Annotated in this window: 16 protein-coding genes and 1 riboswitch; of the genes, 11 read left to right on the top strand and 5 right to left on the bottom strand. The window is 56.9% G+C overall.

The features are described 5' to 3' along the window. Nucleotides 1-3: 3 nt before the first annotated feature. A complete protein-coding gene (pgi, locus tag AS136_RS12730) occupies nt 4-1,653 on the bottom strand; it encodes a glucose-6-phosphate isomerase (protein ID WP_008807317.1) in 1,650 nt (549 codons plus the stop codon). A 349-nt stretch (nt 1,654-2,002) separates the two neighbouring features. Beyond that, nucleotides 2,003-2,238, top strand: a riboswitch (Lysine riboswitch). Between the two features lie 179 nt (nt 2,239-2,417). On the opposite strand from pgi, the gene lysC reads away from it, so the two are divergent. Together lysC and panS are read left to right on the top strand one after the other, a co-directional pair. Continuing rightward, nucleotides 2,418-3,767 carry a lysine-sensitive aspartokinase 3 gene (lysC, locus tag AS136_RS12735; protein WP_008807318.1) on the top strand — a complete coding sequence of 450 codons (1,350 nt, stop codon included), beginning with the start codon at nt 2,418-2,420 and terminating at the stop codon, nt 3,765-3,767. A gap of 139 nt (nt 3,768-3,906) precedes the next feature. After that, complete coding sequence (panS, locus tag AS136_RS12740) at nt 3,907-4,836, top strand: ketopantoate/pantoate/pantothenate transporter PanS (RefSeq protein WP_002884627.1); 930 nt, start codon at nt 3,907-3,909, stop codon at nt 4,834-4,836. A 36-nt stretch (nt 4,837-4,872) separates the two neighbouring features. Here panS and AS136_RS12745 read toward each other — a convergent pair whose 3' ends face one another. Together AS136_RS12745 and AS136_RS12750 are read right to left on the bottom strand one after the other, a co-directional pair. Next, complete coding sequence (locus tag AS136_RS12745) at nt 4,873-5,211, bottom strand: helix-turn-helix domain-containing protein (protein ID WP_008807319.1); 339 nt, start codon at nt 5,209-5,211, stop codon at nt 4,873-4,875. Further along, entirely contained in the window at nt 5,208-5,564 is a 357-nt protein-coding gene (locus tag AS136_RS12750) for a type II toxin-antitoxin system RelE/ParE family toxin (protein WP_023323461.1), read from the bottom strand. Before AS136_RS12750 ends, AS136_RS12745 begins: the two co-directional genes overlap by 4 nt. Nucleotides 5,565-5,763: 199 nt before the next feature. On the opposite strand from AS136_RS12750, the gene AS136_RS12755 reads away from it, so the two are divergent. Next, nucleotides 5,764-6,036 (top strand): YjbD family protein, encoded by a 273-nt coding sequence (locus AS136_RS12755; protein ID WP_012969166.1) that lies wholly within the window; start codon nt 5,764-5,766, stop codon nt 6,034-6,036. Here the strand turns inward: AS136_RS12755 and rluF are convergent. Further along, complete coding sequence (gene rluF, locus AS136_RS12760) at nt 6,033-6,908, bottom strand: 23S rRNA pseudouridine(2604) synthase RluF (protein WP_002884619.1); 876 nt, start codon at nt 6,906-6,908, stop codon at nt 6,033-6,035. The two genes, AS136_RS12755 and rluF, sit on opposite strands and share 4 nt — an antisense overlap. A gap of 349 nt (nt 6,909-7,257) precedes the next feature. Between rluF and AS136_RS12765 the strand changes: the two genes are divergently transcribed. From AS136_RS12765 to AS136_RS12800, 8 genes are all read left to right on the top strand, one after another. Continuing rightward, a complete protein-coding gene (locus AS136_RS12765; protein WP_002884616.1) occupies nt 7,258-8,205 on the top strand; it encodes a sugar-binding transcriptional regulator in 948 nt (315 codons plus the stop codon). 70 nt (nt 8,206-8,275) lie between these two features. Then, entirely contained in the window at nt 8,276-9,079 is an 804-nt protein-coding gene (locus AS136_RS12770; protein WP_002884614.1) for an SDR family oxidoreductase, read from the top strand. 9 nt (nt 9,080-9,088) lie between these two features. Next, nucleotides 9,089-9,496 carry a PTS sugar transporter subunit IIA gene (locus AS136_RS12775; protein ID WP_002884611.1) on the top strand — a complete coding sequence of 136 codons (408 nt, stop codon included), beginning with the start codon at nt 9,089-9,091 and terminating at the stop codon, nt 9,494-9,496. Beyond that, the gene (locus AS136_RS12780) at nt 9,496-9,990 is read left to right on the top strand and encodes a mannose/fructose/sorbose PTS transporter subunit IIB (RefSeq protein ID WP_004151751.1); all 495 of its coding nucleotides are present in this window, start codon (nt 9,496-9,498) and stop codon (nt 9,988-9,990) included. Before AS136_RS12775 ends, AS136_RS12780 begins: the two co-directional genes overlap by 1 nt. 65 nt (nt 9,991-10,055) lie before the next feature. Then, the gene (locus tag AS136_RS12785; RefSeq protein WP_002884608.1) at nt 10,056-10,856 is read left to right on the top strand and encodes a PTS mannose/fructose/sorbose transporter subunit IIC; all 801 of its coding nucleotides are present in this window, start codon (nt 10,056-10,058) and stop codon (nt 10,854-10,856) included. 11 nt (nt 10,857-10,867) lie between these two features. Further along, entirely contained in the window at nt 10,868-11,692 is an 825-nt protein-coding gene (locus tag AS136_RS12790; protein WP_002884590.1) for a PTS system mannose/fructose/sorbose family transporter subunit IID, read from the top strand. 72 nt (nt 11,693-11,764) lie between these two features. Further along, nucleotides 11,765-12,997 (top strand): L-sorbose 1-phosphate reductase, encoded by a 1,233-nt coding sequence (sorE, locus tag AS136_RS12795; RefSeq protein WP_023323460.1) that lies wholly within the window; start codon nt 11,765-11,767, stop codon nt 12,995-12,997. Further along, nucleotides 12,990-13,799 (top strand): shikimate 5-dehydrogenase, encoded by an 810-nt coding sequence (locus AS136_RS12800; RefSeq protein ID WP_023323459.1) that lies wholly within the window; start codon nt 12,990-12,992, stop codon nt 13,797-13,799. The genes sorE and AS136_RS12800 overlap by 8 nt, the downstream gene beginning before the upstream one ends. An 87-nt stretch (nt 13,800-13,886) precedes the next feature. Here AS136_RS12800 and AS136_RS12805 read toward each other — a convergent pair whose 3' ends face one another. Then, entirely contained in the window at nt 13,887-15,518 is a 1,632-nt protein-coding gene (locus AS136_RS12805) for a Na/Pi cotransporter family protein (protein ID WP_008807325.1), read from the bottom strand. Nucleotides 15,519-15,539 lie beyond the last annotated feature (21 nt).

Here is a 15,539-nt window from a genome sequence, read left to right on the forward strand (position 1 = left end):
AGATTATGCGCGCCAGGCTTTATAACGGTTAATCAGGCCGTTAGTTGAGCTGTCGTGGCTGCTAACTTCGCTGCCGTCTTTCAGCTCCGGCAGGATGCGGTTAGCCAGCTGTTTGCCCAGTTCAACGCCCCACTGGTCGAAGGTGAAGATGTTGAGGATCGCGCCCTGGGTGAAGATTTTGTGCTCGTACAGGGCAATCAGCGCCCCCAGGCTGAACGGGGTGATTTCACGCAGCAGGATGGAGTTCGTCGGACGGTTGCCTTCAAACACTTTGAACGGCACCACGTGCTCCAGGGTCGCCGGATCTTTACCCTGATCGCGATATTCCTGCTCGACCACTTCACGGGATTTACCGAAAGCCAGGGCCTCGGTCTGAGCGAAGAAGTTGGACAGCAGCTTCGGATGATGGTCGGACAGCGGGTTGTGGGTGATAGCTGGGGCGATGAAATCGCACGGTACCATTTTGGTGCCCTGGTGGATCAGCTGGTAGAACGCGTGCTGACCGTTGGTGCCCGGCTCACCCCAGATGATCGGGCCAGTCTGGTAGTCTACCGCGTGGCCGTTACGGTCAACATACTTACCGTTGGACTCCATGTTGCCCTGCTGGAAGTAGGCGGCAAAACGGTGCATGTACTGGTCGTACGGCAGAATCGCTTCGGTTTCTGCTCCGAAGAAGTTGTTGTACCAGATACCGATCAGCGCCAGCAGCACCGGCAGGTTTTTCTCCGCCGGGGTGGTGGAGAAGTGTTTATCCATCGCATGCGCGCCGGACAGCAGCTCAACGAAGTTGTCGAAGCCCACGGAGAGAATGATGGACAGGCCAATCGCCGACCACAGGGAGTAGCGGCCGCCAACCCAGTCCCAGAATTCAAACATGTTGGCGGTGTCGATGCCGAACTCGCCAACTGCTTTCGCGTTGGTAGAAAGCGCCGCGAAGTGTTTAGCCACGTGCTTGTCGTCGCCCGCGGTCGCCAGGAACCAGTCGCGCGCGCTGTGGGCGTTGGTCATGGTCTCCTGGGTGGTGAAGGTCTTGGACGCCACCAGGAACAGGGTCGTTTCCGGATCCACGTTCTTCAGCACTTCGGCGATGTGGGTGCCATCGACGTTGGAGACAAAGTGCATGTTGAGGTGGTTTTTGTACGGACGCAGCGCTTCGGTGACCATGAACGGACCGAGGTCGGAACCGCCGATACCAATGTTGACCACGTCGGTGATCGGTTTGCCGGTATAGCCTTTCCAGCTACCGGAGATAATCGCTTCTGAGAAGGTTTTCATCTTCTCCAGCACAGCGTTCACTTCCGGCATCACATCTTTGCCATCAACCACAATCGGCGTATTGCTGCGGTTGCGCAGCGCGACGTGCAGTACCGCACGGTCTTCGGTACGGTTGATCTTTTCGCCGGAGAACATCGATTTAATGGCGCCTGCCAGATCGGTCTCTTTCGCCAGATCCTGCAGTTTAGCCAGCGTCTCTTCGGTGATGCGGTTTTTGGAGAAGTCCACCAGCATCAGATCGTCGAACGTCGCGGAAAACTTAGAAAAACGGTCGCTATCTTTGGCGAACAGCTCGCTGATAGTGACATCTTTCATTTCGTCGAAGTGTTTCTGTAATGCCTGCCAGGCAGAGGTCTGCGTTGGGTTGATGTTTTTCATTAGCAATACTCTTCTGATTTGAGATTGTGACTTCGGTCGATTGTAGCGCCGGTGACGGAAAATTGTGATGATTTTTGTGACTTGTCCCTGACGCCGGTCAGGAATCGGGTCAAAACGGAGTAAAAAGCCCCATTAGTATAGCTATCATAAGGCTTTTTTCTGTTAGCCGCAGGGGCATGAAAAATCCGCATAACCGCAGCGTTGACATAGCTGGTGTTAAGCCTTTATATATCCGCAGTGCTTACGTATTGGTAGGTATCTATTGCTCGCGCATTTCACGCTACAGCGAAAGGGTATTCGCGGGGGATATAATGTCCCTGTTCCCCCGGCCAGGTGAAAGACGTCGGTAATTGCCAGAAGAGGTGCGTTGCCCAGGTAACCGTATTGGAGGAACCAGTCCGGGGAAAATACGTGAGGGGGAGCAACGCCGAGGTGAAAGAGCGTCTGGTCACGCTCCTCACCGGCCACAGGGGCTGAATCCCCTGGGTTGTCACCAGAAACGTTCGCAGTCGGGCGTTTCATACCCGAACACCTCAGCGCCCAGAGCGGTGAGTCGGGTCTACAAGGTGGAGCACTTCTGGGTGACATCGTAGTTGTTTATCACTCTGCGCCACCCTGTTTATCGCTCTTCCCTTGTGCCATGGCTGAATAATTTGGCCTGGCTTATTAAGACATTTTGTTGCGATCCGGCGGCGTCCAGCCCCTGCCACGATCGGTGTTCAGGAATCGTTTTAATAAGTCAGGCCCCCTGACACGAGGTTGTTATGACAGATCTAGTCGTCGCCAAATTTGGCGGCACCAGCGTTGCCGATTTTGACGCTATGAACCGCAGCATCGATGTGGCGCTGCTCGATGCCAATACCCGTATTGTTGTGCTCTCCGCCTCTGCCGGCGTGACCAACATTCTGGTGGCCTTAGCGGGAGGGCTGGAACCCACCGAACGTTTTTCCCAGCTGGATGCTCTGCGCCAGATCCAGTTCAATATTCTGGAGCGTTTGCGCTATCCCAACGTGATCCGCGAAGAGATTGAGCGCCTGCTGGAAAATATCACGACGCTGGCGGAAGCCGCCGCGCTCGCCTCCTCGACCGCCCTGACCGACGAACTGGTCAGCCATGGCGAACTGATGTCCACCCTGCTGTTTGTAGAAATTCTGCGTGAACGCGGCATTCAGGCGCAGTGGTTTGACGCCCGTAAAGTGCTGCGCACTAACGATCGCTTTGGCCGCGCCGAACCGGACATCGCCGCCGTCGCCGAACTGACCCAGCAGCAGCTGGCGCCGCGCCTGGCGGAAGGCCTGGTGGTGACCCAGGGCTTTATCGGCAGCGAAGCGAAAGGCCGCACCACCACCCTCGGCCGCGGCGGCAGCGATTATACCGCCGCTCTGCTCGGCGAAGCGCTGAATGCCACCCGCGTCGATATCTGGACCGATGTCCCGGGGATTTATACTACCGATCCTCGCGTGGCGCCGGCGGCGAAACGCATCGACGTCATCGCCTTTGAAGAGGCGGCGGAAATGGCCACCTTTGGCGCCAAAGTGCTGCACCCGGCGACCCTGCTGCCTGCCGTGCGCAGCGATATTCCGGTGTTTGTCGGCTCGAGTAAAGAGCCTAAAGCGGGCGGTACGCTGGTGTGTAAAACCACCGAGAACCCACCGCTGTTCCGCGCGCTGGCGCTGCGTCGCCGCCAGACGCTGCTGACGCTGCACAGCCTGAATATGCTGCACTCCCGCGGCTTCCTCGCCGAGGTATTCGGCATTCTGGCGCGCCATAATATCTCCGTCGATTTGATCACCACCTCCGAAGTGAGCGTGGCCCTGACCATGGACACCACCGGCTCGACCTCTGCGGGCGATACCCTGCTGACCCAGGCGCTGCTGACCGAGCTCTCCTCGCTGTGTCGCGTAGAAGTGGAGGAAGACCTGGCGCTGGTGGCCCTGATTGGCAATGAGCTGTCGAAAGCCTGCGGCGTCGGCAAAGAGGTCTTTGGCGTCCTCGAGCCGTTTAATATCCGCATGATTTGCTATGGCGCCTCCAGCCATAACCTCTGCTTCCTGGTGCCTGGGGCCGATGCGGAGAAGGTGGTGCAGAAGCTGCATCATAATTTGTTTGAATAAAATTTCTTAGCACGATAAACAATACCTATAGCCGGGCTCGAACCCGGCTTTTTTATAACAACATCAACACAACCAGCGGACCTGCTCGCCGCCCCATCGGGATGGCGCGGCCCGGTTCGCGTATCGCAAGGAACACAACATGCTCGCAACTCTGACGCGGCTGTTCCCGTTATGGGCACTGCTGCTCTCCGTTCTGGCCTATTACACTCCCACCACCTTCACCCCAATTGGCCCATGGGTCACCACCCTGCTGATGCTGATCATGTTCGGTATGGGTGTGCATCTGAAGCTGGAGGATTTCAAACGCGTCCTGTCGCGCCCGGCGCCGGTCGCTGCAGGGATCTTTCTCCATTATCTGGTGATGCCGCTCGCCGCCTGGCTGCTGGCGCTGCTGTTTCATATGCCGCCGGAGCTTTCCGCCGGGATGGTGCTGGTCGGCAGCGTCGCCAGCGGGACCGCCTCCAACGTGATGATCTTTCTTGCCAAAGGGGATGTGGCGCTGTCGGTGACCATCTCCTCGGTCTCCACCCTCGTCGGCGTCGTGGCGACACCGCTGCTCACCCGTCTGTACGTCGACGCGCATATTCAGGTCGACGTCATGGGCATGTTGCTCAGCATTCTGCAGATTGTGGTCATCCCCATCGCGCTGGGACTGATTGTCCATCATCTGCTGCCGAAGGTGGTGAAAGCGGTAGAGCCGTTCCTGCCCGCCTTCTCGATGGTGTGCATTCTGGCGATCATCAGCGCGGTGGTGGCGGGTTCCGCCGCCCATATTGCCTCCGTCGGCCTGGTGGTGATTATCGCGGTGATCCTGCATAACACCATTGGCCTGCTTGGCGGCTACTGGGGCGGACGTCTGTTTGGTTTTGATGAATCCACCTGCCGTACGCTGGCGATCGAGGTGGGGATGCAGAACTCTGGCCTGGCGGCCGCGCTGGGTAAAATTTACTTCGGCCCGCTGGCGGCGCTGCCAGGCGCGCTGTTCTCCGTCTGGCATAACCTGTCCGGTTCGCTGCTGGCCGGGTACTGGTCAGGAAAGCCTATCGCCAAAAAAGCCGACAAGCGCTGAGCGTGATACGTCCGGGCGCAGGCCCGGGCGTGTGCGTTATCCAATCTGCAAACGTACTGGTTTACCTAACTTCATTAACATCATGACTAACGCATCCAGGGTAAACTTACTGGTTTTCTGATTGACCACATCTGAAATACGCGGGCGCGAAATGCTCAACTTCGCGGCAGCATCGGCCTGCTTCAATTGATGTTCATCTATCCACTCAGCGATTTCCTGCATTAACTGTCGTTTAAGCGCCATCAACTGCTCAACTTCTTTTTCCGCTTGTCCCCGAAGCTGCTCTGCGTCAGCATCATCAAAGCCCAGTTCACTGAATATATTGCTCTCTTCAGAGGTCACATGACGAATACCATCCACCCTCTTACGATTCATTTATGACTCCTGTGTTCCTGCTGTATAACCTGCAAACGGTTTCTGACAATCTGTTTTTCGTGTTCGGCGGTACGTCGCGTCTTTTTGTTAAAACAGTGCAGGACATATATCGCCTCTGCAAAACGGGCCAGATAAATTACCCGATATGCACCGGAAAAGTGGCGCAGGCGGATTTCCTCAACGCCCCGCCCCAGTTGAGGCATCGCATTCCAGTCCGCAGCCTCTAAACCCGACTGTAAACGATAAAGCTGGAATCCGGCATCTCTGCGGACGTCCTCAGGAAACTGGCGCAGATCGTCAAAGGAAGAGCCCATCCAGACGATACGCCTTAATCTCCGTTGCTGATTGAGCATACCACATCCTTGTATAAAATTTTATACATCTCCCACCCAAAATTTGTCGTCGTTGGCCAGTAGGCGTGCCGTTACCCTAAGCCAGACCCGCGCACTGGTCACCAACGAGGGAAATATTCTGCGAGGCGCTTTCCGGATGCGTTCTATTTTGCGCTGATTGCCGTACACTGGGTGCTCTGGTCTGACTGAGGGCACCACCATGGCACTCCCCCGTATTACACAAAAAGAGATGACCGAGCGCGAACAGCGCGAATTGAAAACGCTGCTTGACCGCGCGCGTATTGCGCATGGCCGCCCGCTGAGCAATGCGGAAACGAACAGCGTGAAAAAGGAATATATCGATAAGCTGATGGCGCAGCGTGAAGCGGATGCGAAGAAAGCCCGCCAGGTGAAAAAACAGCAGGCTTATAAAACGGATAAAGAAGCGACCTTTTCCTGGTCGGCGAATACGCCGACCCGCGGCAGGCGTTAACGACCTTTCTTTTTACGTCCCGGCTGGGTGAAACGTTTCCCGTTACCAGCCGGGCGGCCCTTATCGTTGCTATTTTCCATCTTCACCACCGGGCGCTTGATCCCGGGGGTCGCCGCTTTGGCCTTCGGCCTGGCTTTCGGCTTCGCTTCGGAAGAGGAGTTTTCAATCAGCTTGAACAGGTCGATCAGCTCGTCATCGGTTAGATCACGCCATTCCCCCAAGGGGATCCCCGTCAGGCTCACGTTCATGATCCGCGTACGCTCAAGCTTCGTCACTTCATAGCCAAAGTGCTCGCACATACGACGGATCTGGCGATTCAGCCCCTGCACCAGAGTGATGCGGAAAACGAACGGCGCCTCTTTCTTCACTTTACATTTTTTCGTCACCGTCCCGAGAATCGGCACCCCCGCGCCCATCCCGCGAATGAACTCATCGGTCACCGGCTTATCGACCGTCACCAGATACTCTTTTTCATGGTCGTTGCCGGCGCGCAGGATCTTGTTCACCAGATCACCGTGGTTGGTGAGGAAGATCAGCCCCTGAGAATCTTTATCCAGACGGCCAATAGGGAAGATACGCTTGCTGTGGTTGACGAAATCGACAATGTTGTCGCGCTCGCCGTCTTCGGTGGTGCTCACAATACCGACCGGCTTATTCAGCGCAATCAGCACCAGATCATCCGCTTCACGCGGCTCAATCAACCGTCCGTTCACTTTGACCAGGTCACCAGGCTTCACCTGATCGCCAATGGTGGCGCGCTTGCCATTGATAAAGACGTTGCCTTGTTCAATAAAGCGGTCCGCTTCGCGACGCGAGCAGATGCCGCTTTCGCTGATGTATTTATTTAATCGGGTTGATGAGTCGGGCAGCATAGATTCTCCTGTAAAAGCGAAATATACCCTACCTTGTGGGCGAGAAAAAAGATGTGCCTTTGCGCCCTCCGGCGCAAGGTGTGATCAACTACGCCTTTTTTCACAAAAGTGTCCCGCTCAACGCCTGGCAACTTTGCATGATGAAATATCACAGAATCAGCGATTTAGCGTGCAATGCACAAAGGTGCCAACAACCCGCTATTGATAACGCAAATGTGCAAGATTATTCGCCAGATTAGGGTGATGAAATAAAAGAAAATCGCTTTAAACGGTGGCTCTAATAGGGTTATATCAGATCAACAGCACAAACCCGCGATTTGCACAAATGTGCAGGAGCCTGCAGATGACCATGGAAAACAGCGATGATATCCGGTTGATTGTCAAAATCGCCCAGCTCTATTACGAGCAGGATATGACTCAGGCGCAAATCGCTCGCGAGCTGGGGATCTATCGCACCACCATCAGTCGCCTGCTGAAGCGCGGCCGCGAGCAGGGCATTGTTACCATCGCCATCAACTATGACTACAATGAAAACCTGTGGCTCGAGCAACAGCTCAAGCAAAAATTTGGCCTGAAAGAGGCGGTGGTTGCCAGCAGCGATGGGCTGCTGGAAGAAGAACAGCTGAGTGCGATGGGCCAGCATGGCGCCCTGCTTGTCGATCGGTTGCTGGAGCCAGGCGATATCATCGGTTTTTCATGGGGCCGCGCCGTGCGTTCGCTGGTGGAGAACCTGCCGCAGGCCAGCCAGTCACGCCAGGTGATCTGCGTCCCCATCATCGGTGGACCTTCCGGTAAACTGGAGAGCCGCTACCATGTGAACACCTTAACCTACGGCGCGGCAGCCAGACTGAAAGCGGAATCCCACCTTGCCGATTTTCCAGCCCTGCTGGATAACCCGCTGATCCGCAACGGCATCATGCAGTCCCAGCACTTTAAAACCATCTCATCCTACTGGGACAGCCTGGATGTGGCGCTGGTGGGTATTGGTTCACCGGCCATTCGCGACGGCGCAAACTGGCACGCCTTCTACGGCAGCGAAGAGAGCGACGATCTCAACGCCCGCCACGTCGCCGGGGATATCTGTTCGCGTTTCTACGATATTAACGGCGGGTTAGTCGATACCAATATGAGCGAAAAAACCCTGTCGATCGAAATGGCGAAGCTCCGCCAGGCTCGCTATTCCATCGGCATCGCCATGGGGGAAGAGAAATACTCTGGCATTCTTGGCGCATTGCACGGACGCTATATTAATTGTCTGGTGACAAACAGAGAAACGGCTGAGTTATTACTGAAATAACACACAGGATATGATTTCACGCAGCACCCGCTGCGGGGGATCCCTTTATCTAAAGAAATGGGAGTGAATAATGAATACCTGGTTAAATTTAAAAGATAACGTCATTATCGTGACCGGCGGCGCCTCGGGAATTGGGCTGGCCATTGTCGATGAATTATTATCACAAGGTGCTCATGTCCAGATGATTGATATTCATGGCGGCGATCGTCATCACAATGGCGATAATTATCACTTCTGGCCGACGGATATTTCCAGCGCGACAGAGGTGCAACAGACTATCGATGCCATTATTCAGCGCTGGTCGCGTATTGATGGTTTGGTCAATAACGCTGGCGTGAATTTCCCGCGTTTATTAGTCGACGAAAAAGCACCGGCCGGCCGCTATGAATTAAACGAAGCCGCTTTTGAAAAAATGGTCAATATCAACCAGAAAGGGGTGTTTTTCATGTCGCAGGCGGTGGCGCGTCAAATGGTCAAACAGCGCGCCGGTGTGATTGTCAATGTCTCTTCGGAGAGCGGCCTGGAAGGCTCTGAAGGTCAAAGCTGCTACGCCGCGACCAAGGCCGCGCTCAACAGCTTTACCCGCTCCTGGTCCAAAGAATTGGGTAAATATGGGATCCGCGTGGTCGGCGTTGCGCCGGGGATCCTCGAAAAAACCGGTCTGCGGACACCGGAATATGAAGAGGCGCTGGCCTGGACGCGCAATATCACCGTCGAGCAACTTCGCGAGGGATATACCAAAAACGCCATTCCCATCGGGCGGGCAGGAAAGCTCTCGGAAGTGGCTGATTTTGTTTGCTATCTCTTGTCAGCGCGCGCCAGCTACATCACCGGAGTCACCACTAACATTGCCGGCGGAAAAACGCGCGGTTAAGGAGGCAGTATGGTTCACGCTATCTTCTGCGCCCACGGCCAGCTGGCCGGGGCCATGCTTGATTCGGTATGCATGGTCTACGGCGAGGTTAACGTCAGCGCCGTCGCGTTTGTCCCCGGCGAAAACGCGGCGGATATCGCCATTAACCTGGAAAAGTTAGTAAGCGCCCACACCGATGAGGAGTGGGTAATCGCGGTAGATTTGCAGTGCGGAAGCCCATGGAATGCCGCAGCTGGGCTGGCAATGCGTCACCCGCAGATCCGGGTGATTAGCGGCCTGTCGCTGCCGCTGGCGCTCGAGCTGGTGGATAACCAGCATACCCTGAGCGCCGATGACTTATGCCAGCATCTGCAGGCCATCGCCAGTCAGTGCTGTGTGGTCTGGCAGCAGCCAGAAACCGTTGAGGAGGAGTTCTGATGCAAATTACCCTCGCCCGTATTGATGACCGACTGATTCATGGCCAGGTCACCACCGTGTGGTCAAAAGTCGCCAACGCCCAGCGGATAATTATCTGCAATGACGATGTATTTAACGATGAGGTTCGCCGGACCCTGTTGCGCCAGGCGGCTCCGCCAGGCATGAAGGTAAACGTTGTCAGTCTGGAAAAAGCGGTTGCGGTCTATCATAACCCGCAATATCAGGACGAGACCGTCTTTTATTTATTTACCAATCCACACGATGTTTTAACGATGGTGCGCCAGGGCGTGCAGATCGCCACGTTAAATATTGGTGGCATGGCCTGGCGACCCGGTAAAAAACAGCTAACCAAAGCCGTTTCTTTGGATCCGCAGGATATTCAGGCATTCCGTGAACTCGATAAACTGGGCGTAAAACTCGATTTACGCGTGGTCGCATCAGATCCGTCAGTCAATATTCTCGACAAAATTAACGAAACAGCTTTCTGCGAATAAAAAATAGCGCCTGTTGTGATATGCCGTAGCAGGCAGGATGACTCACACCTTAAAGGTCAAAAATTATGGAAATTAGTACCCTACAGATAATAGCCATATTTATTTTTTCCTGTATTGCCGGAATGGGCAGCGTGCTGGATGAATTTCAGACCCATCGGCCCCTTATCGCCTGTACCGTGATTGGCCTCATCCTGGGCGATTTAAAAACCGGGGTTATGCTCGGCGGTACGCTGGAGCTGATCGCCCTCGGCTGGATGAACGTGGGGGCAGCGCAGTCGCCAGATTCGGCGCTGGCCAGCATTATCTCCGCCATTCTGGTGATTGTGGGCCACCAGAGCATTGCCACCGGTATCGCCATTGCTCTGCCGGTGGCCGCCGCCGGGCAGGTGCTGACCGTTTTCGCCCGTACCATTACCGTGGTGTTCCAGCACGCCGCGGACAAAGCGGCCGAGGAGGCGCGCTTTCGCACCATCGACCTGCTGCATGTCTCCGCACTGGGGGTGCAGGCACTGCGCGTGGCAATCCCGGCGCTGGTGGTCTCGCTGTTCGTTAGCGCGGACATGGTCAGCAGTATGCTCAGCGCGATCCCGGAATTCGTCACCCGCGGCCTGCAGATTGCCGGTGGTTTCATTGTCGTCGTGGGCTACGCGATGGTGCTGCGAATGATGGGCGTGAAGTACCTGATGCCCTTCTTTTTCCTCGGTTTTCTCGCCGGGGGTTATCTCGACTTCAGCCTGCTGGCCTTCGGCGGCGTGGGCGTCATCATCGCGCTGATCTACATCCAGCTCAATCCACAGTGGCGTAAGGCTGAACCCGCCGCCTCCACTGCCCCCTCTGCCCCCGCCCTTGACCAGCTTGACGACTAATGGAGCCGAAAATGGAACAGAAAAAAATCACGCAAGGCGACCTGGTGAGCATGTTTCTCCGCTCCAACCTCCAGCAGGCCTCCTTTAACTTCGAACGTATTCATGGCCTGGGATTTTGCTACGACATGATCCCGGCGATCAAACGCCTGTATCCGCTCAAAGCCGATCAGGTCGCGGCGCTGAAGCGTCATCTGGTGTTCTTTAATACCACGCCGGCGGTGTGTGGCCCGGTGATCGGCGTCACCGCCGCCATGGAGGAGGCCCGGGCTAACGGCGCGGCCATTGACGATGGCGCTATCAACGGCATCAAAGTGGGTCTGATGGGCCCGCTGGCCGGCGTCGGCGACCCGCTGGTCTGGGGCACGCTGCGGCCGATTACCGCGGCCCTTGGCGCCTCGCTGGCCCTCTCCGGCAACATTCTGGGACCTTTGTTATTTTTCTTTATTTTCAATGCAGTGCGGCTGGCAATGAAGTGGTACGGCCTGCAACTGGGCTTCCGTAAAGGGGTCAATATCGTCAGCGATATGGGCGGTAACCTGCTGCAGAAGCTGACCGAAGGCGCCTCCATTCTCGGCCTGTTTGTCATGGGGGTGCTGGTGACCAAATGGACCACCATCAATGTGCCGCTGGTGGTTTCCCAAACGCCCGGTGCAGACGGCGCCACCGTCACGATGACCGTCCAGAACATCCTCGATCAGCTCTGCCCCGGCCTGCTGGCGCTGGGCCTGACGCTACTGATGGTGCGTCTGCTGAACAAGAAAGTGAATCCGGTCTGGCTGATTTTCGCCCTTTTCGGCTTAGGCATTATCGGCAACGCCCTCGGCTTTCTGTCCTGATTATTCCGCCCCGGCGATGCCGGGGTGACGTCAACAACATAGCCCCGAAAGATGAAGGGGATGAGGTGGTTTATGCAAACAACAACGGCCCTGCGCCTGTATGGCAAACGAGACCTGCGCCTGGAAACCTTTACCCTCCCGGCGATGCAGGACGATGAGATCCTCGCCCGGGTGGTCACTGACAGCCTGTGTCTTTCCTCATGGAAAGAGGCCAATCAGGGTGCCGATCATAAAAAGGTGCCAGATGATGTGGCCACCAGGCCCATTATTATCGGTCATGAATTCTGCGGCGAAATCCTTGCCGTCGGTAAAAAGTGGCAGCATAAGTTTCAGCCAGGGCAGCGCTACGTGATCCAGGCCAACCTGCAGTTGCCCGACCGACCCGACTGCCCCGGCTACTCATTCCCATGGATCGGTGGCGAAGCCACCCATGTGGTGATCCCCAATGAGGTGATGGTGCAGGATTGCCTGCTCACCTGGGAGGGGGATACCTGGTTTGAAGGATCGCTGGTGGAGCCGCTCTCCTGCGTCATTGGCGCTTTCAACGCCAATTATCATCTGCAGGAGGGGAGTTACAACCACGTGATGGGGATCCGTCCTCAGGGACGCACTCTGATCCTGGGCGGGACGGGGCCGATGGGGCTGCTGGCTATCGACTATGCGCTGCACGGCCCCATCAATCCTTCACTACTGGTAGTGACCGATACCAATAAGCCGAAGCTCAGCTACGCCCGCCGTCATTACCCCTCTGAGCCGCAGACGCTGATCCACTACCTCGACGGCCATGAGGCCAGTCGCGATACGCTGCTGGCGCTCAGCGGCGGCCATGGCTTCGACGATATCTTCGTGTTTGTGCCAAACGAACAGCTGATCACCCTGGCCTCCTCGTTGCTGGCTCCGGACGGCTGCCTGAATTTCTTTGCTGGCCCCCAGGATAAGCAATTCAGCGCCCCGATCAACTTCTACGACGTGCACTACGCCTTTACCCACTACGTCGGCACCTCCGGCGGTAATACTGACGATATGCGCGCCGCGGTGGCGCTGATGCAGGCGAAAAAGGTCCAGACGGCGAAAGTGGTCACCCATATTCTCGGCCTGAACGCCGCGGGCGAAACCACCCTCGATCTGCCTGCCGTCGGCGGGGGAAAAAAGCTGGTGTATACCGGAAAAGCCTTCCCGCTCACGCCGCTGGGCGAGATCGCCGATCCCGAACTGGCAGCGATTGTGGCGCGTCACCATGGGATCTGGTCCCAGGAGGCTGAAGCGTATCTGCTGGCCCACGCGGAGGATATTACGCATGATTAACCGCGATACGCTGCTGTGCATCTCCCTGGCGGGTCGCCCCGGCAACTTCGGCACCCGCTTTCATAACTATCTGTATGACAAGCTGGGATTGAACTACCTCTACAAAGCCTTTACGACAACGGATATTGAGGCGGCGGTAAAAGGGGTTCGCGCATTGGGTATCCGCGGCTGTGCGGTCTCCATGCCGTTTAAAGAGAGCTGCATACCGTTTCTTGACGCGATCGATCCGTCAGCAAAAGTCATCGACTCCGTCAACACCATCGTCAACGACGACGGGAAGTTAACCGGGCTAAACACCGATTACATCGCGGTCAAAAGTCTGATCGCCAGCCATCGGCTCGATACCAACGCCAGAGTGATGATTCAGGGTAGCGGCGGCATGGGGAAAGCCGTCATTGCCGCCTTCCGTGATGCCGGTTTCCGCGACGTGATCATTGCGGCCCGCAATCGCCAGCGCGGCCTGGCGCTGGCAAAACAGTATGGCTTTCAGTGGCAGCCCCTGCCCGAAGGGATCGCAGCCGAGATTCTGGTCAATGTCACACCGCTGGGCATGGCAGGGGGAGCGGAAAGCAACACGCTGGCGTTCAGCGAGGCCATGGTGGCCCAGGCCAGCGTCGTGTTTGACGTGGTCGCGTTGCCGGCGGAAACTCCGCTGATCCGCCTGGCGCAACAACGGGGTAAGCAAACCATCAGCGGTGCGGAAGTTATTGCCCTGCAAGCCGTCGAGCAGTTTGCCCTTTATACCGGCGTACGGCCGGATAGCGCGCTGGTGGCAGAGGCCTCGGCGTTTGCCAGAAGCTAGGATGTCCCTCCCGGGAAGGCGTCAGCCACGTCCCGGGAGGGCTACCTCGCCAGAAAAGAAGCGACATAAACGGAAAAATAATCCGTCTCAGTAGTCATCTCGTTCGTCGTCTTCATCCGGCTGCTCCATCACGCTGTAGGCCACCGAGCAGAACAGGCTGTTCAGACGCTTCATATCCCCCAGCAGCGCCAGGTGCAACGTACTGGTTTCGATACTCTGCACGTTCTGCTGATGCAGACGGTCAACGTGCGCATGCGAGTAACGGCGGTTAAGAATGCGGAACCGGTGTTTGCTGCGCCGCAGACGGCGGGCGCTGGGTACATCGCTGGAGAAGAAGACCGACATCGCCAGCTGCAGATTGCTGAGCAGCAGATCGTACAGCGCATCCAGCTCCTTTAACCCTTCCACCGAGAAGGCGCGCCGCGCCGCCAGCGATTTATCGGCGATCTCGCTGCCCATCCGCTCGACGATATCGGACGCCTGCTCGAGGTTTAGCGACATCTCAATGATTTCCGCCCAGCGCCGGGACTCCTCCTCCGCCAGCTCATCCTTTGGCATTCGCGCCAGATAGAGCTTAATGGCGGTGTAGAGCACGTTGATATCGTCCGCCATACGACGTAGCTCTTTCTCCTGACGCGGTTCGCCATGCATCACTTTATGCAGGCTCCCCAGCATCTGCTCCATCGCATCTCCAATGCGCAGCGTCTCGCGCGCGGCATTGGCCAGCGCCAGCGCTGGCGTATCCAGCGCCGACGGGTCAAGATGCTTGGGTTTCAGCTGGTTATCCAGCTCGGGCTCATCGCGGATCATACGCTGGCACAGCTTCGCCATCGGTCCGGCAAAGGGCACCATCGCGATGCAGCGCAGCAGGTTATAAAAGACGTGGAAGTAGATAACCAGCTCAGACTCCGCCAACGGCAGCTTGTGCATCGCCGCGGCCAGCGGATGGACAAATGGCAGAATAATCAGGCTCCCCACCAGCTTAAACAGCAGGCTACCCAGCGCCACGCGGCGCGCCGCCGCGTTTGCCGCGCTGTTGTTGAGCATCGCCAACAGCCCGGAGCCCAGGTTGGCGCCAATTACCAGGCACAGCGCCACCGGGAAGGAGATTGCTCCCGCCGCGGTCAGCGTCGCCGTCAGCAGCACCGCCGCCAGGCTGGAGTAGCTGATGATCGCGAATACGGCGCCAATTAAGGCATCCAGCATGATATCGCCGGTCAGCGAGGCGAAAATCACCTGCACGCCGTTGGCCTGGGTGATGGGGTTCACGGCCTGCACAATCAGCTCCAGGGCCAGCAGGATCAGCCCCAGACCAATCCCCACTCGCCCCAGCTGCCCGGCGCGGGTTTGCTTGCGGCCAAGGAAGAAGATCACCCCGATAAAAATGAGTAGCGGCGATAGCCACGACAGGTCGAAGGTCAGCACCCTCGCCATCAGCGCCGTCCCGACGTCGGCCCCCAGCACCATTACCAGCGCTGGCGTCAGGCCCACCAGATCCTGGGCGACAAACGAGGTCACCAGCATGGTGGTGGCATTGCTGCTTTGCACCAGCGCAGTGACGCCAAGACCCGCGCAGAAGGCGAGCGGCTTTTTCTCTACGCTGCTACTGAGAACGGTACGCAGGCGAGCGCCATAGACGCGCATCACCCCGGTACGCACAATATGCGTGCCCCACACCAGCAGAGCAACCGCGGACAACAGGTGTAGCAGAGTTAACACGGAATCAGCTTCTCCTTATCG

It is taken from the genome of Klebsiella sp. D5A (assembly GCF_001620885.1).
Taxonomy (GTDB): domain Bacteria; phylum Pseudomonadota; class Gammaproteobacteria; order Enterobacterales; family Enterobacteriaceae; genus Klebsiella; species Klebsiella variicola.